Below are 23,999 nucleotides of genomic sequence, written 5' to 3'. Positions count from 1 at the left end.
CTCAAGAAAAAGGCTTCGTCATGCTCAAATACATCCTGGCCCTGCTCATGGGCTTGAGCGGCGCTCAGAGTTCGATGTCATACGCAGACTCGTCCCCCCTTACCCCACAGCAGATCGTCGCTGCCAGCGACCGTGCCCGAGGGGGCGGTCTGAGCGGTATCGAATGGAAAATCGACATCACCGGTGAGGACAGCAAGGGCCCCCTGGGCAAGCACAGCTACCTGGTCAAGGCCAGCGGCAACAACAGCCTGGCGCAAACCATCTATCCGCCCCGTAACCGAGGGGCTCGGCTGCTGCAGCTGGAACGCAACATGTGGTTTGGCAAGCCCAGCCTGAGCAAGCCGGTGTCGATTTCGGCACGCCAGAAGATGATCGGCATGGCCTCCAATGGCGATATTGCCTCGACCAATTACGCCAATGACTACAACGCCTCAGTGCTGCGCAGCGAACCGGTCAACGGCGAAGACAGCCATGTACTGGAGCTGCTGGCCAAGAATCGCTTCGTCACCTACGACCGCATCATCTATTACGTCTCAAGCACCCGCCTGGTACCGCTGAAGGCCGAGTTCTACACGGTCTCGGGCAAGTTGTTCAAAACCGCCAGCTTCGACGCCTACAGCAACCTGGAACTGGACAATGGCCAGCACCAGCTGTTCATCAAGCACATGACCATCCGGGATGCCATCGAGCCGTCCAGCTACTCGGTCCTCGACTATCAGGATGTGAAGTTGCAAACCTTCGCCGCCGACACCTTCAGCATCGACTCGCTCAATCGCCCCTGAATCAGGATGAAACAACGCATGCCACGCCCAAGGATGGGGTACCCGCAGGCGGCTCGATGGCGAGCCGGCCCGCTACAACCGCGGCTCTGGCTGCTGGTGCTCTGCTGCAGTGCCGCGCCGTCCGCCAGCGCCCAGGACAGCCTGACACTGCACAGCGACCTGACCGTCCTCAGCTATGCCACCTGGAACCGGCTGAACCAGGACGCATTGGCCAACCCGGACAATCTGATCGCTCAACTGCCACGACGCCAGATGGAGCTGGCGCCACGCCCGGATTTCAGCCTCACGACCTCGTCATGTTTTTTTCAGTTCAAGCCACGGGCGTTCCTCAGTGCCCGGGGAGAGAGTTTTGCTACGGGCGACCAACACACCTCCGGTGATGCCTATGTGAACGAAGCACGCCTGTCCTGCTCGCTGCCCAATGCGCTCAACCTGGAGTTGGGACGCGGCACCTTGCTGTGGGGCAACGCAGTCCTGCTCTCGCCCAGCAATCCCTTTTTCCCCGAGACCGGCAAGACTGATCCGGTCAACGAGGTCTTCGGCAAAGACTTTGCACGGGCCACCCTGGCGCTTGCCGAGCACTGGCAAATCGAGGGCATGCGCAGCGTCAGTAGCAACTCGCGAGACATGAGCGCGCAGCACTTTTCCCCCATCAGCGCGGTGAAGCTCAACTGGACCGCAGAGGCCGCGACGGCCAGCCTGCTGGCCTCCAAACGCGACAACGGCGTCAGGCGACTGGGGGCCTATGGCACCCTCACCGTCTCCGATGCGTGGCTGCTCTACCTGGATGGTTCGCTGGGGCAAGGCCGCGACATTCCCTTGCCTGTGGCTCCCACGGCGCAAACCAGGGCCTGGCACTTCGAACACCAGCCGATGGCCGACCGCAGGCTGCGCAAAAGCCTGCTGCTAGGCAGCGGTTACACCTTGGAGTCCGGCTGGACCCACACCCTGGAAGCGCTCTACAACGGTGACGGCTATAGCCCGTCCGAGCGCGAGGACTATCAGCGGGTGATTGGCCAGAGCAACGCCGCGCTGATGCTGGGTGATGACAATGCGGCCCAAGTGCTGGGGCAAGCCCTGCTCACTGCCCGGCAAGGTCTGCTGGGGCAGCGCTACGCCATGTACCAGATCGACCGCAACGACTGGTTCAACACCTGGGACCTGGCACTGCGCTACACCCAGGCCTTCGACTCGCCACGGGGCGGCAATCTGGCGCTGTCGCTGAACTACAAAATGAACGATCACAGCGAACTGTTCACCTTTGCCCAGTGGAATACCGGCAATGGGCAGTCCGAGTTTGCACAACTGTCTCGCTCTTCAGTCATCAGTGGCATCCGCTACTACTTTTGAAACCCGTATCCGCAGACCTGTCAGGGCCCCCGTCATTGGCCAGGACACTCGCTGATCGAGGAGAAAAGGCTGATGAAGCGGTTCGGATTGAGCGCCAAGCGCTGAGCATTCAACGTCGCCGATCACCTGCATGACACCGTTGTATGCCGCGCCGATGCCCGTAGAATGGGCGCACTCAAATCGCAGGGAAGCGGCATTTCAAGCACGGAACGGCTGCACCCCGCCCCTGCTCATGGCCGCCCCCCGCGACACCATGAGCCTGTGCATCCTGGGCGGGATTGTCGGCTCCAGGCAGAAGGACTATGACAAAAGCGAAGCCTTCAACTACATCGCTTACGCCGCCCAGCACAATGAATCCTGCGCGGAAGCGGGCCTGTACGACATCTACAACCTTGGCAAGTTGGACCAGCCCGCGAACAAGGCATTGGCCATGGCCTGGCTGGAACGCGCCGCTCGGCATGGCGACGAGGACTCGCAACAAGAGATGCTGCGCAGCAGCGAACAGGACAATTTGCCACTGGCCTACGCCTGGGCCCGAACCCTCGATGACGCCCAAAGGCTCGAAGCGCTGAAACGCAAGATGAGCCCTCAGCAAACAGCTGAAGGCGAACAGCACTACACCCGGCTACTCAGCCAGCTCCCCTCCAAAAAGGATCTGGAGCAGGCGCTGCGCCAGAACGTCATCCTCCTGGGCACAGGGGATATCTACTACGACTACCCGGAGGTGTTCGCGGGCATGTCGCCTGAGCAACAGCATGCTTTCGTCGCCCAGTTGGTGGACATGCAGGACCGCTACCCGAAGTTCCACACCCGCGGCCAACTGGTGGCCTACGCCTTGATTTCCCGCCTGGTGCAAAGCACCGGGCCGGCCGTGGACCTGTGGCAAGACCCGGCGCTGCAGGCCGTGCTGGAGGACGATGACCTGAGCGTGGAAGACAGCGTGGCCAAGGCCAAAATCCTCCTGGCCAAGCGCAAGCCATAGCAGCGGCTGGCGCTACGCCTTTTGCAGCCGCCGCCGAGGTGTCGCGCGCAAGGCCCAAGGGCCCTTTGCCGCAGCCAAACAGGCGCTGCGGTTTGGGTTGTACGCCCTCTCAAACCCCGTAGAATGCGCAACCTTGAGCCCTTGGGCCCATGCAGCATGGAATCGCTGGTGTCGACACCCAAGCACGGAATGGCTAACGCTCCACCCTCTCCCGTCTCTGCCTGATTTCATGCGCGTCTTTTTTCATTCGCCGATCAGGAAATATCCATTGAAATTGTTCAACGTGCTGCCACTGGCCTTGGCTGTCTTGCTGGCGGCTTGCGCCTCCACGACGCCGGAAAACACCGCACCGAAAATCCCCGAACTGAATGACACCCTGCCCAAGCTGACGCTGGAAAGTGTCTTGCCCAAGGTCAGCACCAACGAATACTGCAACCCGGCCATGGAGGCCGATCTGCTGTACGGCATCGGTTACAAGCTGAACGAGATCGAGGACTACAAGAACGCCAAGGGCTGCTTCGCCATGGCCGCGCCGCACTACACCCGGGCCTTCTGCTACCTGTCCACCACCACCGACCAGGAAACGGACAAGCCCAAGGCCGAGCGCGACCGCGAGTCGTTCAACTACATCGCCTACTCGGCGTCGCAGAACGATTGGTGCGCCGAGTACGGCATGTACGCCACCTACTGGTTCGGCGACAAGGACATCCCCAAAGACCGGGACCTGGCCCTGCGCTGGCTGGAACGCTCGGCGCTGCACGGCAACCCGGAACCGCAGCAGAGCCTGGCCGACGCCGCCGAAGAGTCCGGCGATCTGGTGAAGGCCTACGCCTGGTTGAAGGTTATCGACAACACCGAAGACACCAGCCAGCTGGATGCCCTGAAAGGCAAGATGAGTCCTGAGCAACTGGCCGAAGGCGAACAGCGCTTTGCCGACCTCAAGAAGCGCGTAACCAGCAAGCAGGTGATGTACGACGAGGCGCGGGATGAGGAGGTGGCGATTTTCTCGGCCGAGATCCATTTCGATCTCCCCGACCTGTTCCAGGGCATGACCACGGCCCAGCGCCAGGCCTTTGTCAAAGCGGCCATCGCCAAGGCCCGGGACAGCGGCAAGTTCGATCTGCATTACGCGCTGACCCAGTACATTATCGTCTCGCGCCTGGCCCAACAGCGTTACCCCGGTGTCGACGTGCTGCAGAACCCGAAGCTGGTGGCCGCGATCAACCACGTCAACGACGGCCTGGAAGCCACGGCGAAGAAGTCCCTGGCGATCATGCAGAAAAGCTACAAATAACCGCCCCCCCACCGACGTAGGAGCCGGCTTGCCGGCGAAGAGGCCCGCGAGCCTTGCATCGCCCCTGCCGGCGCTTTCGCTGGCAAGCCAGCTCCTACAGGGGTTCGGGGTTGACGATGACGGTGCAGGTGATGCCCGCCGCCAGCAGCACGCCTTCCGGCACTTCATCAATGTGGATGCGCACCGGCACGCGCTGGGCCAGGCGCACCCAGTTGAAGGTCGGGTTGACGTCGGCGATCAGTTCGCGGCTTTCCGGGTTGTCGCGGTCGTAGATGCCGCGGGAAATGCTTTCCACATGCCCCTTGAGCACTTCACCGCTCATCAGTTGCATGTCGGCCTTATCCCCCACGCGCACGTGGGGCAGCTTGGTTTCTTCGAAGAAGCCGTAGACCCAGAACGAGTTCATGTCGACCACCGCCATCTTCGCCTCGCCGATGCGTGCGTAGTCGCCGCGGTGCACGTTGAGGTTGGTGACGTAGCCGTCCACCGCCGCCCGTACCTGGGTGCGTTTGAGGTTGAGCTCCGCCGCTTCCAGCTGCGCCTGGGCGTGCTGGTAATCGGCCAGGGCCGAGTCGGCGATGTTGCCGGCGTCGTCGCGGTTTTCCTTGGAGATCACCAGGTTGTCCATGTCGGCGCGGCGCCGGGCGTTGACCTTGCGCATCTCCCAGGTGGCCTTCTTCGAGGCCACCAGCGCTTGCGCCTGCTTGACCGCGATCTGGTAGTGCTCGGGGTCGATCTGCATCAGCAGATCGCCCTTGCGCACCAGCTGGTTGTCCTTGACCGGCACGTCCACCACTTCGCCGGTGACGTCGGCGGCGACGTTGATGATGTCCGCGCGCACCCGGCCGTCACGGGTCCAGGGGGTGTACATGTAGTGCTCCCACAGGGTACGGCCGATCCACAGGGCCAGGGCCAGCACGAGCAGGGTGGCGAGCAGGCTGAAAAACTTTTTCATTGCGGGGGTCTCAACGGTAGACAGTGAGCGCCATGGCGCCGAACAGACAGCAGAACAGGCTCAGGCGCAGCAGCGCCGGGTGCCAGAAGAAGCGATACAGGTCATAGCCGGAAATGAACCGGTCCAGGGCCCAGGCCAGGGCCGCGGCGATGAAGAACATCAGGGTCATGGTGGGCATGTAAACGCCGTGGAAGGCGATTTCACGAGGCATGGTCAAGTCCTTGGGGTGCAGGCGCCGTTGGCTTGGCCACGGCATAGGCCGCCAGCGGCGACTGCGGGTCGAGCAGTGAAGTGCGGATGAAGTGCAGGTAGCTCTTGACCCGGCGCAGGGCCGAAGTGTCGAAGTGCGGGGCAAAGGGCTCGTCGGTGGCCTGGACCCGGCTGATGGCGTGGTCCACGGCGATCAGGCCGCGCTCCAGGTTGCTCTGGCTGGGCTGCAGGAACAGCCGCACCAGGGAGCGGCCCATGACCCGGATCGCCTGGCGCCAGGGCTGGGATTCGGCATAGGCCGGGTGCACCGGGAGGATCGCCTGTTCCTTGCGCAACTCGATGATGGCGTGGCCGACTTCCAGCACCACGAACATCCAGCGCAGCAGCTCGCTCTGCACCTTGGGCTGGCCCACCGCCAGGCCGTAGGCCTGGTGCAGCAGGTCACGGGTGCGGCTTTCGAAACTGGAGGCCAGGCCCTTGAGCTTGCCGCTGATGGCGTACACCACCTGGCCGCGCAGGTCCTGCTCCAGGCGCCGCCACAGCCAGCGGCTGTTGGGCGGCAGGATGATCGCCCCGGCCGCGGCGCAAACCAGCATGCCCATGACCATGGCGATGTAGTCGTTGATGAAGGTGTAGGGGTTGTAGACGGTCAGGTTGTCCGGCACCGAACCGGTACTGAAGAAGATCAGCAGCCCCAGGCCGACCCCGGCGTACTTGGGCCGCGAGGCGAGGAATGAACCGAGCACGATCACCGGCGCCAGCATCAGGCACAGCAGCGGGAAGCCGTCGATCCAGGGGAACACGAAGAACATTTCGACGAAGCCCACCAGGGCACCGATCAAGGTCCCGCAGGCCATCTGGAAGGCCATGCGCTTGGGGTTCGGCGTCGCGGCCGAGAGGCCGATGGTGGCGGCGGCGATCAGGGTCATGGTGGCGCCGCTGGGCCAGGCGGTGGCCACCCAGTAGCTGCCCAGCACCACCAGCACAAAGGCCGCGCGGATGCCCGAAGCGGCGCAGGCCAGCCAGTTGGTCTGCGGCGTGTAGGGCTCGTCCCAGCGCTCGCGTTCGTGACTGTGGTCGGCCAGGGACGCGTGGGTCTGGGCGTAGCTGTGCATCTCGTCGACGAAGCGGTAGAGCAGCTCGTAGGCGGTGTGAAAATCCAGCTGCTCGGCGTCGCTCGGACCGCTCTCCTGGAAGGCCGCCCGCAGGCTGCGCACCCGTGCTGGCAGTTCGGCCTTGTAGGCCGCCAGGGCCGTGGCCAGGCGCGCCGCATCGGGGCTGGTCAGGGCCCGGCCGGAGAAACCGTCCAGCAGTTCCGCCAGGTCCTGCAGGCCCGGCTTGATCGCCGCCACCACATGGTCGGCGCCGCTGCTGCGCAGCCGCTCGAGCAACTGGTGCAGGGCGTTGAAGCGCGTGGTGATGCCCATGAATTCGCTGTTCAAGCGGCTCAGGCGGCCATTGCGCCGGCGCATGTGCGGGTCTTCGAACACGGTGACGCTGCGCAGCCCTTCCAGGCCCACGGCCTCGGCGATGAAGCGCACGTTGCTGCTTTCAAAACTGTCGCGCTGGCTGCGCCCGCGCAGGCCGTCGGTGACGAACAGGGCGAACACCCCGAAGCGTTGGTACAGGGCGTTGCGCATGGCGGCGCTGGCGGTCTGCGGCAGGATCGCGGCGCTGACCAGGGTCGAGCAGAGAATCCCCAGGGAGATCTCCAGCACCCGCCACACCGCCGCCATGAAGGCGCCTTCCGGGTGGGCCAGGGCCGGCAAGCCGACCATGGCCGCGGTGTAACCGGCCAGCACGAAACCGTAGGCGCGAAAGTTGCGATAACGCGCGGCACCGGCCGAGCAGATGCCGACCCAAATCGCCAGGGAGCCGAGGAACAGCTCGGTGTTCTGGGCAAACAGGGCAATCAGTGCCACCATCACCGCCGAGCCGGTCAGGGTGCCGAGAAAGCGGTAGAAGCTCTTGGCGAACACCTGGCCGCTCTGCGGCTGCATGACGATGAACACGGTGATCATCGCCGTGCGCGGTTGCGGCAACTCCAGGCGCATGGCCAGCCACAGGGTGAGGAACGCGGCGGCCAGGACCTTGAAGATGTAAACCCAGGTCACGCCGTCGCTGCGCACCCAGTCGAAGAAACCCCGGCGCCATTCCAGGGAGTACAGCCAGCGCAAAGGGGCGGGCAAGGAAGTCATGAGGGCCTGCTTCAGTGGTCGAACACGGCCAGGGCCGCGGGGGTCTTGGGTGCCTGGGTGCGATTTTCCGCGGGGACGTCACGGCCGGCTTCAAGCCCGCCGCCCAGGGCCGTCACCAGATCCGCCTGGACGGTCAGGCGCGCGGCCTGCACCTGTTGCTGGATCTGCTGCTGGTGGAACAGCAGGCTCTGGGCGTTGAGCACGTTCAGGTAGTCGGTCAGGCCGCGCTGGAAGGCCACGGTGGCGATGTCGTAGGTCTTCTGCGCTGCGGCCACCGACTCGGCGGCGAAGGCTTGCTGCTTGTCCATGGACTCGCGGCGGATCAACTGGTCGGAGATGCTTTTCAGCGCGTCCACCAGGGTCTGGTTGTACCTGGCCACGGCCAGGTCGTAGCCGGCTGCGGCTTCACCCAGTTCCGAGCGCAGCCGCCCGCCGTCGAAGATCGGCAGGCTGATGGCCGGGCCGACGTTGTAGTTGAGTTTCTTGCCGGTGAGGAACTCCAGGGCCCCGCCGCCGGTGGCCATGAAGCCGAGGCTGCCCACCAGGTCGACGTTGGGGTAGAAGCCGGCGTGAGCCACATCGATGCCACGGGCCTGGGCCGCCACTTGCCAGCGGCTGGCGACCACGTCCGGGCGCTGGCCCAGCAGTTCGGCGGGCAGGGCCGAGGGCAGTTTCAGCGCCGCGCCCAGGGACAGGCTCGGTCGCTGCAGTTGCGCGCCCTCCCCCGGACCCTTGCCGGCCAGGGCCGCCAGTTGATTGCGGGTCAGGGCGATTGCTTCGTCCAGGGCGTCCAGCTGGCGATGGGTTTCCGGCAGCGGCGCCTCGGCCTGGCTGACTTCGAAATGGGTGCCGAGGCCGCCGTCCAGGCGTCGTTGCGCCAGTTCGAGAATCTGTTGCTGCTGCTTCAGGGTGGCGGCCACGATATCGCGCTGGGCGAAGTGCAGGGACAGCTGGATATAGCTGCGCACCACGTTGTTCACCAGTTCCAGCTGGGCCTGGCGGGCTTCGGCCACGCTCATGTGGGCCAGGTCGACGGCGCGCTCGGTGCTGTTGCTTTCCCGGCCCCAGAGGTCCAGGGCATAACTCAAGCCCAGGGCGGCGTTGTTGTCCCAGGTGGTGGTGTTGGCCAGGGCGCCGGGGCCGTAGAACTGATCGGTGGGCCAGTTGTGGCGCTTGAGGGTGGCGTCGCCCTTGATCTGCAACGACTCGGCCGACTCGGCAATGCCGGCCAGGGCCTTGGCCTGGCGCACCCGGGCGGCGGCCATGGCCAGGCTCGGGCTGCCTTGCACGGCAAGGCTGATCCAGCGGTTCAACTGCGGGTCGCCGTAGGCCTGCCACCACTGGGCACTGGGCCAGTGGGCCTCTTGCGCGGCGCTCTTGATCGCCTCGTCGGTGGCCAGTGTATTAGCGGGAAGTGTCTTGCCTTGTGGGGCAATGCCTCCGGTTCCGATGCAGCCGCTGATTGCTAACGATAAAGCCCAAACACTGAGGGTCTTGAACCCTCTGCTGATGCGACGCGGCACTGCTGCGAATTCCTGAAGATCGGGGGGGGAGTATTTCTCTCGTAGGCATCGGCTGGCCGGCGCAGCGATACGCCTGCTAAACCGCGTTGCGCGGATCGCCGGCAAACCGGCTCCTACGGATCGGCGCAATTCTAGGGGGCGGCCGGGGCGGCGATAAGGTGGGATTCCTGTGAATCTTTGTTACCGTAAACGCGATAATCCCTTGGTCGCCTATCCAAGCCCCCGTAACTTCGTGTCACAATTTGCCATCTCCCCAGAGAGCACCCCATGGACACTTTGCAAAACATGCGCGCCTTCAGTTGCGTCGCCGAAGCCGGTAGTTTCACCGCCGCGGCAGTGCAACTGGACACCACCACGGCCAACGTCTCGCGCGCAGTCTCCAATCTTGAGGCTCACCTGCAAACCCGCCTGCTCAACCGCACCACCCGCCGTATCGCCCTGACCGAAGCCGGCAAGCGCTACCTGCTGCGCTGCGAGCAGATCCTGGCCTACGTCGAAGAAGCCGAGGCCGAGGCCAGCGACGCCCACGCCCGCCCCGCCGGGCAATTGAAAGTGCACACCATGACCGGCATCGGCCAGCACTTCGTGATCGACGCCATCGCCCGCTATCGCAAGTCGCACCCGGACGTGACCTTCGACCTGACCATGGCCAACCGCGTGCCGGACCTTCTGGACGAGGGCTACGACGTGTCCATCGTCCTGGCCAGCGAGCTGCCGGACTCGGGGTTCGTCTCCCAGCGCCTGGGGATCACCTACAGCATCGTCTGCGCCTCCCCGGCCTACGTGAAAGCCAACGGCTGCCCGCACAAACCCAGCGACCTGCTCAACCATGCCTGCCTGCGCCTGGTGAGCCCGGTGATACCGCTTGAGAAGTGGGCTTTCGACGGCCCGGAAGGCCAGGAGATGGTGACCATCAACAGCTCGCCATTCCTGGTGAACTCCGCCGACGCCATGAAGACCGCGATCATCAGCGGCATGGGCGTTGGTGTGCTGCCGGTGTACGCCGCCATCGAAGGCCTGCGCAACGGCACCCTGGTACGGGTCATGCCCAAGTACCGCTCCCAGGAGTTGAACCTGTACGCCATCTACCCGTCGCGCCAGTACCTGGACGCCAAGATCAAGACCTGGGTCGAATACCTGCGCGGCTCCCTGCCGGAGATCCTCGCCGCGCACCAGGCGGAACTGGCGGCCTATGAACTGAGCGGCAGCCTGAGCGGCGCACGCCTGAGCACTTGAGCCCGCCCCCTTGAACCGGGGGCCTGTAGCCGCTGTCGAGCCAAGGCGAGGCTGCGCGGGCTCAGCCTGAGCAACTCTCGCCGAACCCTCCAGAGCGGCCACCAGGCCGCCCCTGTGCAAGCCATCGCAGCCTGCGGCAGCGGCTACAAAAAGCCGGTGGGGAATGTTAGCTTGCTTGGCATTCTCTCCCGCCTGATGAGTCTCCCCGCAATGAAAAAGACGGTACTTGCCTTCAGCCGCATCACCCCCGAGATGACCGAACGCCTGCAACAGGACTTCGAGGTCATCGTCCCCAACCCCAAGCTCGGGGACATCGCCGCGCAGTTCAATGAAGCCCTGCCCCAGGCCCACGGCCTGATCGGCGTCGGCCGCAAACTGGGACGCGCACAGCTGGAAAACGCCGCACGACTGGAAGTGGTGTCGAGCATCTCGGTGGGCTACGACAACTACGACCTGGACTACTTCAACGAACGCGGGCTGATGCTCACCAACACTCCCGACGTGCTCACCGAAAGCACCGCCGACCTGGCCTTTGCCCTGCTCATGGGCAGCGCCCGCCGGGTGGCCGAGCTGGACGCCTGGACCAAGGCCGGGCAATGGCAGGCCAGCGTCGGCCCGGCGCTGTTCGGCGGCGATGTGCACGGCAAGACCCTGGGCATCGTCGGCATGGGCAACATTGGCGCGGCCATCGCCCGGCGTGGGCGTTTGGGCTTCGGCATGCCGATTCTCTACAGCGGCAACAGCCGCAAGACTGCCCTGGAACAGGAACTGGGGGCGCAGTTCCGGAGCCTGGAGCAACTCTTGGCCGAGGCGGATTTCGTCTGCCTGGTGGTGCCGCTGAGCGACAAGACCCGACACCTGATCAGCCACCGCGAACTGGCGCTGATGAAACCCAGCGCGATCCTGGTGAACATTTCCCGGGGGCCGGTGGTGGATGAACCGGCGTTGATCGAAGCCTTGCAGAAGGGCCAGATCCGCGGCGCCGGCCTGGATGTGTACGAGAAAGAGCCGCTGGCAGAATCGCCGCTGTTCCAACTGAAAAATGCGCTGACCCTGCCGCACATTGGCTCGGCCACCCATGAAACCCGTGACGCCATGGCCAACCGCGCCATGGCCAACCTGCGCAGCGCCCTGCTGGGCGAACGCCCGCAGGATCTGGTCAACCCGCAAGTGTGGAAGGGCTGACCAGCCACTGCCTATCCCCCCCTGTAGCCGCTGCCGAGCCTGCGAGGCTGCGACAAGGTCCGCAGGACCTTCAGCGATAGCCCGGCAGAATCAGGTCGCCTGGTTTTGCGACGGCTGCGCCGCCGTTCGCAGCCTCGCGAGCTCGGCAGCGGCTACAGAGGCTGGCGCAGCCTTGGGTTTACGGAACACCAGCACGTTGCCCAGCATCACCAGCACCAGTCCAGCCAATGCCGGGGCGGTCCATTGGTAGCCTTCGGCAAAGGCCGAGACGTTCAGCGCCACCACCGGGAACAGCACCGTGCAATAGGCCGCCCGCTCCGGGCCCATGCGCCCGACCAGGGTCAGGTAGGCGGTAAAGCCGATCACCGAACCCGGTATCACCAGGTACAGCAGCGAGCCGATGTAGCGGGTGGTCCACTCCAGGTCGAAGGCAATGCCCTGGAACAGGCAATACACCGCCAGCATTGTCGCGCCGTAGGCCATGCCCCAGGCATTGGTGGTCATGGGCTTGAGTCCGGCTTTCTGCTGCAGGCTGGAGAGCATGTTGCCCGCCGAGAAGCACAAGGTGCCCAGCAGGGCCAGGCCCAGGCCCAGCAGGGTTTGCGGACTGGCGCTGTGGCCTGCCAGTTCCGGCCAGAACAGCAACCCCAGCCCCAGCAGGCCCAGACCGCCGCCCAGCAGCACGTTGCGGGCAATCTTCTGGCCAAAGAACACCCGCGCATTCAGGGCATTCCACAAGGTCGCGGTAGAAAACACCACCGCCACCAGGCCGCTGGGAATCCACTGGCTGGCGTGCAGAAAGCACATGAAATTGATGCAGAACAGGCACAGGCCCTGGGCCAGGCAGATCAGGTGGCCACGGCGGTTCATCGGCTGCAGCTTGCGGCTGAGCAGCAGCAAGACGAACAGCACCAGGGCCGCCAGGGCGAAGCGATAGACGATGGACACCGGAATCGCCACCACCCCCAGTTGCAGTTTCAGGGCGATCCAGGTGGTGCCCCAGATCAGCACGGTCAACAGGTACAGCGATAGGTTCATGGCGCGACTCCTTTATCAGGAGTGCAGTGTCCCGCCCGACCGACCTTGGGCGCTTGCATAAACTTGCGCTTTTTATCGGCCCGGGGCTGGCGGCGAACCGGCGAGGGAGTAGCATGCAAACCACCGGAAACCGGACCCCTTGCCGACTCGAACAGCATGCCCGCACTGGATACCCTGCAAGTCTTCCAAGCCTTGAACCGCTCGCCCCATGCTCGCCTGGAGCACAGCGCCGAGCTCGGAGACGGCTTGTCCGCAGCCTTGTGGAGCAACCATCACGACGCCCAGGAATATGAGGCGCCCGGCCACCACACCCTGTCCTGCTACCTGGCCGGCGGCACCGGCACCTTTCGCCGCGATCAGCCGGGCAGCAAAGGCGGCCCGGGCAAGCTGTGCATCCTGCCTGCCGAGCACCAATCGGCCTGGGTGATCAACGGCGATATCCGCCTGGCCCACGTGTATTTCAGCCCCGAGCAATTCGCCCTGGGTTGCGTCACCCTGCTGGACCGCGAACCCCGGGCAATGCAACTGCGCGAAAGCACCTTTGTCGACGACCCCGAGCAGACCCGGCGCTTTGCGCAACTGGTCCGCCTGAACTGGGACGAGCCCGGCGAGCGCCTGCTCACCAGCAGCCTGGCCCACGAGATGCTCTGCCATGCCCTGCTCAATCAAGTGGGCCTGCGCCAGGGTGCCCGGCTCAAGGGCGGCTTGGCCGCGCACCAGCGCCGCCTGCTGGTGGACTACATCGACAGCCAGCTGGACGCGCCCCTGAGCCTGGGCCAACTGGCGGGGTTGTGTGCGCTGTCGGAGTACCACTTCGCCCGCATGTTCCGCGCAAGCTTCGGCCTGCCGCCCCATCAATATGTGCTGGCCCGGCGCCTGAGCCGGGCCCGGCACCTGCTACGCAGCACTGCCCAGCCCCTGGGGGAGATTGCCCTGGCCTGTGGTTTTGCCAGTGCCAGCCACTTCAACAATCGCTTCCGCCAGGCCCTGGGTGGAACACCGGGGGACTACCGCCTGGCATTCCTGCGCTGAGGTTCGGCTTAATCCTGACCCGCCTCTGTAGGCCCCTTCTTATGCCAAAGTCCGCATCGGCACGGCTGAATAAGTAAATTACTCAAATTCTTTACCTAAACAGGACAACTCTTACCAAACAATCAATAAACTCCTACGCCGCCCTCTATAAAAGAGCACTTCCAACAAGTACCGATATGACAAACAAAAACATAAACAGGTAATTATTTTAAAACTTCAGTTATCACCCCATTCACAGAACTGATGATTCTTGTTTAACCCCAGCCCCAACTTAGTCTTTAGGCCTTGAATCCCCGGCATTACGCAAAGATTCAACAAACAGCCACACGCCTTCACCCCCATTAACTTCAACCCCAAAAAAGCCACACCCACAACTTCACCCACCACTCATCACATTTAAACAAAGCTGCAAAGACTCAACACATCAGCCCCCAATCGCCTTTCTCCTAAAACAACAAAAACAGAGGACGATGAAATGCCTTCAAGACACTGGCCACGACAATGGCTCAACCGCTCTACCCTACTTTGCGCCGGGCTGCTGGCCATCCCGGTAAAAGCCGAACTGCTTGAAGACAGCAGCGCGCGCCTGGAACTGCGCAACTATTACTTCAATCGGGACTATCGCGAAGGCACCGCGCCCAGCCGTGAAGAATGGGCACAAGGTTTGCTCTTGCGCCTGGACTCGGGGTTTACCGAGGGCCGCCTGGGTGTGGGTGCCGACGCCATCGGCATGCTCGGCATCAAGCTGGACTCCGCGCCTGGCCGAACCGGCACCGGGCTGCTGAAGGTGGGGCGCGATGGCCGGGCAGAGGATGACTATTGGAAACTGGCCCTGACCGGGAAGCTCAAGGCCAGCAAGACCCTGTTCAAGTTCGGCGCGCTGGTGCCACCGGTACTGCCCACCTTGAAACCCAACGACGGCCGCCTGTTTCCGCAGATTTTCGAAGGCGGGCTGCTGACCTCGAATGAAATCGATGACCTGGAGTTGACCGCCGGGCGCCTGAGCCGGGTCATGCAGCGCAACGCCACGCAGTACACGCCGCTGACCTTGAGCCCCTTGAACCGGCGCTTCCAGGGTCAGGGGGCAACGGCAGAACACTTCGACATGGCGGGCGTCGACTATCGGTTCCACAAGCAATGGCTGGCGCGGGTGCATGTCGCCCAACTGGAGGACATCTACCGCCAGCAGGTCTTCACCCTGGTCAACAAGAGCCCCTGGGGCGCAGGGACGTTCAACAGCGATCTGCGCTTGAGCCTGATGAACGACTATGGCAATGCCAAAGGCGGCAAGATCGACAACCGCGCTCTGCAGGGGCTGCTCGGCTATGCCTATAAAGGCCACAGCCTTGGCCTGGCTTATCAGCGAATGTTGGGAGACACCGGTTATGCCAACATCCTGGGCGCCGATGCCAACTTGATCAACTTATCGGTACTGGGTGACTTCGCCAATGCCAAGGAACGTTCCTGGGCACTTCGTTATGGCTATGACTTCGCCAACCTGGGTTTGCCGGGACTGAGTATCAACAGCCGCTATATATCCGGCAGCCATGCCGAAATCACCGGCACCCGAACCATTGGCAAGTCATGGGAGTTGGATAACGAACTGCGTTATGTCGTGCAACAAGGCCCACTGAAAAACTTGAGTGTGCGCCTGCGCACCGCACACTATCGCTCCAACTATGCCAAGAACTTCATTCGCGACACCGATGATACACGGCTGATGTTCAATTACGCCTGGAACATCAAGTAACCCAACAAGCAGAACCCATGTAGCGAATCAAACTCCTAGAGGTGATATCCACATGCAACGCCTACTATCGAACTGTTTGGCCGGTCTATTGTTTTCAAGTCTGATCCACTCCGCCGTGGCCAAACAAACCAGCCAAGCAGAAAACGTCCCGGAGTTCCGACCGGGTTACTTGATCGGTTATCTGAAACAGCAGGATCTGCCCAATAGTCTGTCGCTGTTACCACCACCTCCTGCGGTGGGCACGCCAGCCTTCGCGCTGGACCAGAGCATGGCTGAAAAAAGCCAGGCCTTGCGTGGCAGCAAACGCTGGGCGTTGGCCATCAGCGATGCCAACCTGAAATTCCCCGCCGCCGCAGAGACGTTTTCCTGTGCGCTGGATGCGCCAATCAGCGAACAGCAAACACCTGCGCTGTACAGAGTCTTGCGCCGGACCCTGACCGATGCCGGGCTGGCCACCTATCGCGCAAAGAAGCGCTACCAGCGCCCCCGGCCCTTCGTCTACAACCAGCAGCCCAGTTGCACCCCGGAAGATGAAGCCAAGCTGGCCGCGGATGGTTCCTACCCATCGGGCCACAGCGCCATCGGCTGGGCCTGGGCGCTGCTGTTGAGCGAACTGGCCCCCGAGCACGGCAACGCGCTCTGGGCCCGTGGCCGGGCCTATTCGGAAAGCCGCATGGTGTGCAACGTGCACTGGTACAGCGACGTCCGTGAAGGCCGCGAGATTGGCGCGACCACCGTGGCACGCTTGCACACCGATCCGACCTTCCAGGCCGACTTCGCCGTCGCCCGGCAAGAGCTGCTGGCCGTTCGCGCCAAGGGCCTGACCGCCAGCGGCGACTGTGCGGCGCAAGCGCAAGCCCTGGCGCTGGGCGCCGACTAAGGCGCCACGGCCACGCCCAGGACCAGGGTGCTCATCAGAACTCCAGGGTGCTGGACAGCGACACCTGGCGGGCATCCCCCATGGACACGAAGAACTTGCTGGCCGACGAGGTGTAGTAGGTCTTGTCGAACAGGTTCTTCACGTTGAGCTGGAACTTGACCTTCTGCCCTTCGACCCGGGTGTCGTAGGTGGCAAAGGCATCGGCCACGGTGTAGCCCGGCAGGTCGAAACTGTTGGGCGCATCCCCGGCGCGCTCGCCGACATAACGGGCCCCGGCGCCGACGCGCAGGCGGTCGCCACCGATCAGGCTGCCGAAGTCGTAGACCGCCGACAGCGAGCCGGTGTTCTTGGCCACGTTCTGCAGTTGCTTGCCCTTGTACTGGGTGTCCTTGGTCACTTCGGTGTCGGTGTAGGCGTAGCTGCCGATCAGGCTCCACTGATCGGTGAGCTGCCCGGTCAGGTCCAGTTCCAGGCCCTGGGAGTGCACCTCACCGGCGACGCTGGTGACCGTCTCGGTAGCGGTGGCGGTGGTCACCAGCACATTGCGCTTGGTGATATCGAACAGCGCCGCGCTGGCGGTGATGCGCCCGGGGATGTCGAGCTTGGCCCCCAGCTCCCAGGACTTGGCTTCTTCCGGGGCGATGGAGCCGTCGAGCACCGCGCTGCCACCGGCCAGATCGGCGATGCTGGAGTTCGGCTTGAACGACTCGGTGTAGCTGCCGTAGAGCGACAACTGGTCGGTGTAGCGATACACCAGCCCGGCCCGCGGCACGAATTTCTGCCCGTTGCTGTTGGTGTTGACCCGGAACGGCCGGCCCTTGCCGGCGTACTGGTCGTATTCCTGGAAACGTCCGCCGCCCACCAGAATCCACTGGTCGGTAAGGTGGATGGCGTCCTGGAAAAACAGCGAGTCGCTGCGCAACAGGTCGGTCTGCGCACTATCGTTGGCGCTGACTGTGGTTCCGGCCACCTCCCGGCCGTAGACCGGGTTCAGGTAGTTGAAGGTGGTCCGGCTTTTCTGCCGGATCAGGTCGGCGCGGTAGATCTTGCGGTACTCATCATCCAGGCCGAACACCAGATCGTGGCGCATGCCGCCCAGTTGCACCTGGCCCTCCAGGCTGACGGTGGCGTAGCGGTCGGTGGTCAGGGCGTCCTGGGTGCCGTCCATGGCCCGGGTCAGGGTGCCGTTGGCATTTACCGCGGTCAGGCGCACCTGGCTGGCGTCGTAGGTCTCGCGGTTCCAGCTGTAGCCGAAGTGGGCCTTCCAGTCGTCGCTGAGCTCGTGGTCGACTTCAAAGCGATACAGGTCCGAGCGCCCTTCCATGTTGTTGAACGGCTCGTCCAGGCGTCGGGTGGCCGGGATGTCCAGCGGGTGATTGGTCTTGGGATCGATGGCGGTGCCACGGTCGAAGGGGGTCAGGAACTCGCGGTGCTCATAGGCCAGCAACACCTTGGTGCGCTCGCCGTACCAGGCCAGGGACGGCGCCACCAGGGATTCGCGATGGGTGCCGAAGTTGCGCCAGTAGTCTTCGTCTTCATGGTCGACGATCAAGCGGTAGGCCAGCCCGAAATCACCCAGCGGGCCGGTGGTGTCCAGGCTGCCGCCGCTGCCGTTCTTGCCCGAGCCGTAGGTCGAGCCACGCACGGTCAGGGCCGTGGACTGCTGCAATTCAGGCTTCTTGCTGACAATGTTGATGACCCCACCCGGGTCCTGGATGCCGTACAGCAGAGACGACGGGCCCTTGAGCACTTCCACCCGGTCCGCCGTGGCATTCAGCGCCCGGCCCTGCACCACTGGCATGCTGTCGCGCATGATCGAACCGTTGCGGTTGTCACCGAAGCCGCGCAACAGCACCGCATCCTGGGTGCCGCCCAGGGTGTTGGTCTGGGTGATGCCGCTGACGTTCTTCAGGGCATCGTCCAGATTGCGCGGGGTCTGGTCCCGCAGCACCTGGGCCGGCACTACGTTGATGATCTGCGGGATTTCCTGGTTCAGCGCCTGGGAACGGGCCACCGAAGTGGTGGCCGGCGGCTGGTAGCTGGTGCTGTCGTCGAGGCCCGGGGTGGTGATGCTGGTGGCCCCCAGGTTCAGTGCGCCACTACTGGGCAAGGGTTCCAGGACCAGGGTGTGCGCGTCGCTGCGCCGGTAGGTGAAGCCGGAACCGCCCAGCAGACGCTGCAGGGCCTGTTCGGCGCTGAACGGGCCGCTCAGAGCCGGTGCCTTGAACGCATAAGGCGCTTCGTCGGTGTAGACCACGCTGATCCCGGTGACCCGGGTGAAATCGCTCAGGGCCTGGGGCAGCGGCTTGGCCACGATGGCAAAGTTGAACAGCGCACCGTGTTGCGCACTGCCGGCCTCGGCCGCCTGCGCCACGCTCAGGGGCAGCCACGCCAACCCCGACACCACCAGCGCCGAAGCGCCGAACCACCGTTTGACCGAAGCGTTTGCCGCCGAATGTGCCCTGGACTTCATGCTTGAGACTCGCGTGTAAAAAAGCCATGAATGCGAATTAGTCGCACTTTCAAGCACTACACGTGGCTCGAACGCAAAGACCTCACCTGTTTTTTGAAAATATTTTCACGATGGCGAAAACGCCCCCCCGCCCGATGCATTCCTTGTAGCCGCTGGCGCAGGCTGCGAACGAGCTGGGCGGCACTCCGACAAAGTGGTCGCGGCGGTCTTGAGGCCGCTGCTGGCTTGGCGGGAGATCGCCAAGCAAGGTCCTGCGGACCTTTTCGCAGCCTCGCAGGCTCGGCAGCGGCTACAAGGATCGGGGCGATTCTGGTGTCAGTTGAGGCGCTGGATGCGCCCGGCGCTGGTGCTGGAACCCACCGGCTGGCCCTGCTGGTCCATGGCCTTGAGGTACTGCAGCATCGCGTCCAGATCGCTGAGCCCGAGGTCGCTGCGGTTGCGGCCGCTCTTGAACAGGCTGAAGCGGTCGCCGCCATCGGCCAGGAAGCCATTCATCACCAGTCGGTAGTTGCCATCGGCCTGCAGCGGCTTGCCGTTGAGGCGCAGGCTGCCGGGCACTACGCGGCTGTCCAGCGGGCGCTGGGCGTCCCAGCGATAACTGAAGCCCTGGGACACTTGCAGGATGTTGGCATCGTCCGCGCCCTTCCATTGCTGGTTGAGCACCTGTTCGATCTGCCGCCCCGTGAGGTCGAAGGCGATCAGGTTGTTGTTGAACGGCTGCAAGGTCGCCAGTTGCCCGTAGTTCACCTGGGTCTGCCCCGGCTCCAGGGCCAGATCGCTGCGAATGCCGCCGGTGTTCATGAAGGCGATTTGCGCACCGTTGGCCCGACCACCCGCCAGATGGGCATCGGCGATCAGGTCGCCGATGGGCATTTCCCCGGCATTGTCAGCTCGCCGGGCAATCGGCGAGGCGGCAATCGCCCCTACCGGCTGGAGCAGCACCTGATTGCTGCGGGCCTCGACCTCCTGTTGCAGCTTCGCCAAGCCCTGGTCCTGCGGATAACGGGCCGGATCGGCCAGCAGGTTAAGGGCCTGGATGCTCGTCACCCGGTGCTGGCCCGGGGTCACTTGCAGGGTCAGGTGGGTCAACAGATGGCCGTAGGCATTGCCCTGGGTCACCAGCAATGGCCCGACCTTGCACAGGTAGCCCTGGTGCGAGTGAGCGCTGACCAACACGTCCACCGCCGGGTCCAGGCGCTTGGCCACGTCGACGATATCGCCACTCAACTGCGAGCAGTCCTGCTTATCGAAAGGTTCCGGGGTCGCGCCACCCTGGTGCACCACGGCGACGATGGCGTTGACCCCCTTGGCGTTGAGTTCGGGAATCAACTGGTTAATGGATTGGGCTTCATCGGCCACCTGCAAACCGCGCATGCCCTTGGCGCTGACCACCGAAGCCACGTCCCGCAGCACTGCGCCGACGAAGGCCACCTTGACCCCGCGCACCTCTTCGATGCGGTAGGCCGGCAACAGCGGCTGGCCGGTGTCGCTGTCCAGCAGGTTGGCCGCCAGGTAGGGGAAACCGCTGCCGGGGTAATTCGGGCGGAACTGGCAGGCCTTGTCCGGCCGCGATGACTGGCAGCCGCCATTGAGCTGGCGCAGGAACTCGGCCTTGCCGTTGTCCAGTTCGTGGTTGCCGATGGCGCTGAGTTTCATGTCCATGTGGCGCAGGGCTTCCAGGGTCGGCTCGTCGGCCCACATGGCCGACAGCGGCGGGCTGCCGCCCACCAGATCGCCGGCGCCGATGAACAGCAGTTGCGGGTCCTGCTGGCGCAGCTGGGTGAGCATGCCGCCCAGGGTGGCGATACCGCCGGCCGCAAGCTTGCGCACCCCGCCGGGGGCCTGGGGGTCCTTGTAGCTGAAGGGGTTGGCCTGCAAATAGCCGTGCAAGTCGTTGATGGCGACGATGTTCACCGCCACCGGTTGCGGCTCGCGCGGCAGCGAGCTGCAACCGGCCAGAGTAACCAGGGCCAGGGTCAGTGCACCCAGCACCCGGGGCATGGGACGAAGACGGGACATGAAAGAAATCCTTGGCAGATCAGCAAAAAAAAGGCCGCTGACACAGGCCTGGATCGGACAGAGACGAGCGCTGGGGAACAGCGCTCGCCGTCGATCGTCCGAACGCGGCCCGTGCCTACGGCAGCGGCTACAGGTCACGTCAGGTCATCAGGCCGGTTGCAGATTGCCCTGGACCGTGGGTACGGGGGCCTTCAGGGCGGTGCCCATGCCGGCGCGCAGCAACAGGATCTTCAGGTGGTCGGTGATGCGCTCGACCCGGTCCTGGAAGTGGTTGTGGAAAATCATGCTGCCCAGGGCGATGGCGATACCCAGGGCCGTGGCGTAGAGCGCGGTGCCGATGCCCTTGGACACTTCACCGGGGTCGCTGACGCCGGTCTCGGCCAGGGCCTTGAAGGTGTCGATGATCCCCAGGATGGTGCCCAAGAGGCCCAGCAAGGGCGCGGCGGTGACCACGGTTTCCAGCAGCCACAAGCCATGCATCAGCTTGCTGCGGGTGGCGATGTAGATCGACTCGCTGAGGTCTTCCAGGTCCTTGTGGCTGGCCAACCCCTGCTTGTGGGCGAACAGCTCGGCGACCATCTCCAGGGGCAGGCTGTTGCGCTGGCGCAGCTCGGCGGGCAGGTCGTCGACGCTGTGCATTTTCGGGTTGAGCACGGCCTCCAGTTTCTTCGCCTGGCGCAGGCTGAAGCTGAAGTAGATGCCGCGTTCCACGGCGATAAAGGCGGCAATCGCGGCGGCGCCGTACATGGTGTAGAAGGTGATGTCGTGCAGCAGATTCATGTCCATCGTCATTTCCTCTTGGGCCCGAAGGCCATCAGAACCCGGCTTCCAGGGAGACCATCGCGGTGCGTTCCTCACCGACGTTGTAATAGGCCGTGCTCGGTGCCAGGCCATTGGTGCGCTGGGTGTTGAACGACACGGTGCGGGTCGAGGCCAGGTATTCCTTGTCGAACACGTTGAGCATGGAGAAGCGCAGGGTCGCGGACTTCAGCACTTTCTTGTCCACCGGCAAGTGGATACCGGCATTGAGATCCACCACGGTGCGGCCGGCGATCTTCTCGTCGTTGGTCAGGTCGCCGTAGAAGGCGCCGACGTACTTGCCGACGACGTTGCCGTAGTAGCGCGAGTCGTCGTAGCCCAGGCTCAGGTTGAACATGTTTTCCGGCACGTTGGCCAGTTGCTTGCCGGAGGTGGGCAGCAGCACGTTCTTGTTGCTCAGGTCGTCCATCTGCTCGGACTGGGTGTAGGTGTACGAGGCGTAGTAGTTGAAGTCGTGGGGCAACTTGCCGCTCCACTCCAGTTCCAGGCCGCGGTTCTTCACTTCGCCAACGTTGGCCACCACATAGTCGCCGTTGACGTCGGTGGTGGAGATCTGCCGGTCCTTGAAGCTGATGTAGAACAGGGTCGCGCTCAGGGCCATGTTGTCTTCGCTGTAGCGCCAGCCCAGTTCCTGGTTCCAGCTCAGCTCGGGTTTCAGGCTGATGGAATCGCCCTTGTTGTAGAGCACGTAGTTGGGCGGCGTGCGCATGTTGCGGGTGACGTTGTAGAAGGCCTGGTTGTTCGGGTCGATCTGGTACTTGGCGTTGAAGCTGGGCAGGAACTCGTGGTACCTGGCGTCGCGTTTTTCCGGCTTGTCGGTGAGGCTGCCGAGGTTGTTGCCGTCACGTTCCACGTACTGGTAGGCCAGGGCTCCGGTGAGGGTCAGGTCCGGGGTCGCCTGCCAGGTGTCCTGCACCCAGAGTTTCTGCGCCGGGGTCACGGTGTATTGGTGACGGCCCTGGACCGTGGCGCCGTTGCGGTCCACCAGTTGGTCGGAACCGTTGTAGTCGCCCCAGACATTTTCCGGAGCGCCATTGCCCTTGATCCCGATGAAGGGCTGGGTCTGGCGCTGGCGGGCGCGCTCGTACCAGTAGCCGACGTCCAGGCTGTGCTCTTCGTTGAGATCCCACTTGAGCTTGGTGGTCATCCCGGGGCGCCAGGTTTCAGTCCACGACGGCCGGTAGTAGGTGCCGGCAGGCAAGCCGCTCAGGTCGTAGTTGCCGGCCTTGTTCGAGCTGGCGGACAAGCTGGTGGCGGTCTGGCCGCTAAAGCTGCCGCCGTTGGACCACACGTAGTAGGGGTTCAAGGTCAGGCTCAGGTCGTCGCGCAGCTGGAAGCGCTGGGTCACCGAGGCGGTCAGGCTTTCAAAAGGGTTGCGGTTGAGCTTGTAGGACTGGGACACGCTGCCGTTCTTGAACACGGTGCTTTCCGAGTAGTCCAGGCGCCGGCCCTGGTTCTGGAACTGGGCCTTGCTCAGGCTGTTGTAGTTGTAGTTTTCCTGCTGGTTGTACTTGACGATGGCGTTGGTGGAGTTGCCGTTGCCGTCTTCGAACAGGGTGTTCCACTCGACCTTGTCAGCCCGCAGGGTGCCCTTGCCGCGCCACTTGTCGCCCTCGGTGTGGGACGCCGAGACCCAGGTCTTGAAGCCACCCAGGTCACCGGTATTGAGACGGGCGAAGCTCTTGCGCACGTTGTTCGAGCCGATGGACTGCTTGGCGAACACGCCGAAGTCCTTGGTCGGGCGCACGGTCACCAGGCCGATGTTGCCGCCGCTGGAGCCGATGTGCGGGCCGTCGGCTTCGGACGAGCCCTGGGTGACGAAGACTTCGCTGAAGTTCTCTGGGTCGCCCATCAGGTTCGGGTAGATGCTGTAGTCCCCCGAATCGTTGATCGGGAAACCATCGGCGGACAGCCCGACCTGGTCGGAGTTCATCCCGCGCATGGTGAAGTTGGTGCCGCTCAGGCCGGTGGCGTCGGTGCTGGAAACGTTGATCCCCGGGGTGTACTTGAGCTTGTCCACGGCGTTGGCAGTGGGGGCCATCTGGTCCATGGCCTCCTTGGTCACGGTGGAACGTCCCTTGGCGCTTTCTTCCTTGATCATGTGGCCGTTGCCCAGGGTCTGTTTACCGGCAACGTTCACCGAACCGACGTCAACTGTATCGTCGGCCAAAACCAATGGCGCAAAACTGCCCAGGCCCGATGCCAGAAGCAGGGCATAAAGTTTATTGATCTTCACGGGTCAATCCCTTGCTTACAACTTTCGTTAATAGGTG

The 23,999-nt window shown here is 63.7% G+C and carries 17 protein-coding genes and 1 pseudogene; 9 read left to right on the top strand and 9 right to left on the bottom strand.

The window, feature by feature from the left end; genetic code table 11:
* Positions 1-20 precede the first annotated feature (20 nt).
* The 4 genes and pseudogenes from PQT43_RS01405 to PQT43_RS01390 all read left to right on the top strand — a co-directional run bounded on the left by PQT43_RS01405 (position 21) and on the right by PQT43_RS01390 (position 4,408).
* A complete protein-coding gene (locus tag PQT43_RS01405; RefSeq protein ID WP_272753418.1) occupies positions 21-782 on the top strand; it encodes an outer membrane lipoprotein-sorting protein in 762 nt (253 codons plus the stop codon).
* An 18-nt stretch (positions 783-800) separates the two neighbouring features.
* A complete protein-coding gene (locus PQT43_RS01400) occupies positions 801-2,132 on the top strand; it encodes a hypothetical protein (protein WP_267269405.1) in 1,332 nt (443 codons plus the stop codon).
* A 226-nt stretch (positions 2,133-2,358) separates the two neighbouring features.
* Positions 2,359-3,114 (top strand): annotated as a pseudogene (locus tag PQT43_RS01395) (sel1 repeat family protein); the annotation flags it as partial.
* A gap of 268 nt (positions 3,115-3,382) precedes the next feature.
* Positions 3,383-4,408, top strand: coding sequence for a sel1 repeat family protein (locus tag PQT43_RS01390; protein WP_272753416.1), 1,026 nt, complete (start codon positions 3,383-3,385; stop codon positions 4,406-4,408).
* Between the two features lie 94 nt (positions 4,409-4,502).
* On the opposite strand, the gene PQT43_RS01385 is transcribed toward PQT43_RS01390, so the two are convergent.
* Genes PQT43_RS01385 through PQT43_RS01370 form a run of 4 tightly spaced genes read right to left on the bottom strand, consistent with a single transcriptional unit; the run spans position 4,503 to position 9,294 of the window.
* Complete coding sequence (locus PQT43_RS01385; RefSeq protein ID WP_102878436.1) at positions 4,503-5,363, bottom strand: efflux RND transporter periplasmic adaptor subunit; 861 nt, start codon at positions 5,361-5,363, stop codon at positions 4,503-4,505.
* 10 nt (positions 5,364-5,373) lie between these two features.
* Positions 5,374-5,574: a DUF1656 domain-containing protein gene (locus PQT43_RS01380; protein ID WP_007930063.1), complete on the bottom strand. Its 201-nt coding sequence runs from the start codon at positions 5,572-5,574 to the stop codon at positions 5,374-5,376.
* Positions 5,564-7,771, bottom strand: a complete 2,208-nt coding sequence (locus tag PQT43_RS01375) for an FUSC family protein (protein ID WP_272753415.1) — start codon at positions 7,769-7,771, stop codon at positions 5,564-5,566. Before PQT43_RS01375 ends, PQT43_RS01380 begins: the two co-directional genes overlap by 11 nt.
* Positions 7,772-7,782: 11 nt before the next feature.
* The gene (locus PQT43_RS01370) at positions 7,783-9,294 is read right to left on the bottom strand and encodes an efflux transporter outer membrane subunit (RefSeq protein WP_110596051.1); all 1,512 of its coding nucleotides are present in this window, start codon (positions 9,292-9,294) and stop codon (positions 7,783-7,785) included.
* A 267-nt stretch (positions 9,295-9,561) separates the two neighbouring features.
* On the opposite strand from PQT43_RS01370, the gene PQT43_RS01365 reads away from it, so the two are divergent.
* Together PQT43_RS01365 and PQT43_RS01360 are read left to right on the top strand one after the other, a co-directional pair.
* The gene (locus PQT43_RS01365) at positions 9,562-10,530 is read left to right on the top strand and encodes a LysR family transcriptional regulator (RefSeq protein WP_102878433.1); all 969 of its coding nucleotides are present in this window, start codon (positions 9,562-9,564) and stop codon (positions 10,528-10,530) included.
* 210 nt (positions 10,531-10,740) lie between these two features.
* Positions 10,741-11,715: a 2-hydroxyacid dehydrogenase gene (locus PQT43_RS01360; protein WP_102878432.1), complete on the top strand. Its 975-nt coding sequence runs from the start codon at positions 10,741-10,743 to the stop codon at positions 11,713-11,715.
* A gap of 90 nt (positions 11,716-11,805) precedes the next feature.
* On the opposite strand, the gene PQT43_RS01355 is transcribed toward PQT43_RS01360, so the two are convergent.
* Positions 11,806-12,753 (bottom strand): DMT family transporter, encoded by a 948-nt coding sequence (locus tag PQT43_RS01355; protein ID WP_102878431.1) that lies wholly within the window; start codon positions 12,751-12,753, stop codon positions 11,806-11,808.
* A 156-nt stretch (positions 12,754-12,909) separates the two neighbouring features.
* On the opposite strand from PQT43_RS01355, the gene PQT43_RS01350 reads away from it, so the two are divergent.
* The 3 genes from PQT43_RS01350 (at position 12,910) to PQT43_RS01340 (ending at position 16,415) form a co-directional block, all read left to right on the top strand.
* On the top strand, positions 12,910-13,785 hold the full coding sequence (locus tag PQT43_RS01350) for an AraC family transcriptional regulator (RefSeq protein WP_110596049.1): 876 nt from the start codon (positions 12,910-12,912) through the stop codon (positions 13,783-13,785).
* 475 nt (positions 13,786-14,260) lie between these two features.
* Positions 14,261-15,535 carry an OprD family porin gene (locus PQT43_RS01345; protein ID WP_272753414.1) on the top strand — a complete coding sequence of 425 codons (1,275 nt, stop codon included), beginning with the start codon at positions 14,261-14,263 and terminating at the stop codon, positions 15,533-15,535.
* 52 nt (positions 15,536-15,587) lie between these two features.
* On the top strand, positions 15,588-16,415 hold the full coding sequence (locus PQT43_RS01340) for an acid phosphatase (RefSeq protein WP_272753413.1): 828 nt from the start codon (positions 15,588-15,590) through the stop codon (positions 16,413-16,415).
* A gap of 34 nt (positions 16,416-16,449) precedes the next feature.
* Here PQT43_RS01340 and PQT43_RS01335 read toward each other — a convergent pair whose 3' ends face one another.
* The 4 genes from PQT43_RS01335 to PQT43_RS01320 form a co-directional block, all read right to left on the bottom strand.
* Positions 16,450-18,888 carry a TonB-dependent siderophore receptor gene (locus PQT43_RS01335; RefSeq protein WP_272753412.1) on the bottom strand — a complete coding sequence of 813 codons (2,439 nt, stop codon included), beginning with the start codon at positions 18,886-18,888 and terminating at the stop codon, positions 16,450-16,452.
* Between the two features lie 315 nt (positions 18,889-19,203).
* Entirely contained in the window at positions 19,204-20,907 is a 1,704-nt protein-coding gene (locus PQT43_RS01330) for a bifunctional metallophosphatase/5'-nucleotidase (RefSeq protein WP_272753411.1), read from the bottom strand.
* Positions 20,908-21,054: 147 nt separating this feature from the next.
* Complete coding sequence (locus PQT43_RS01325) at positions 21,055-21,693, bottom strand: MotA/TolQ/ExbB proton channel family protein (RefSeq protein ID WP_115581638.1); 639 nt, start codon at positions 21,691-21,693, stop codon at positions 21,055-21,057.
* 28 nt (positions 21,694-21,721) lie between these two features.
* Entirely contained in the window at positions 21,722-23,962 is a 2,241-nt protein-coding gene (locus PQT43_RS01320; protein ID WP_213664759.1) for a TonB-dependent receptor family protein, read from the bottom strand.
* Positions 23,963-23,999 lie beyond the last annotated feature (37 nt).

The sequence above is a fragment of the Pseudomonas sp. BLCC-B112 genome (assembly GCF_028550695.1).
Lineage (GTDB): Bacteria > Pseudomonadota > Gammaproteobacteria > Pseudomonadales > Pseudomonadaceae > Aquipseudomonas > Aquipseudomonas danubii.
Note: the sequence above shows the minus strand (reverse complement) of the source record. Positions and strands in the feature narration are given on the sequence as shown.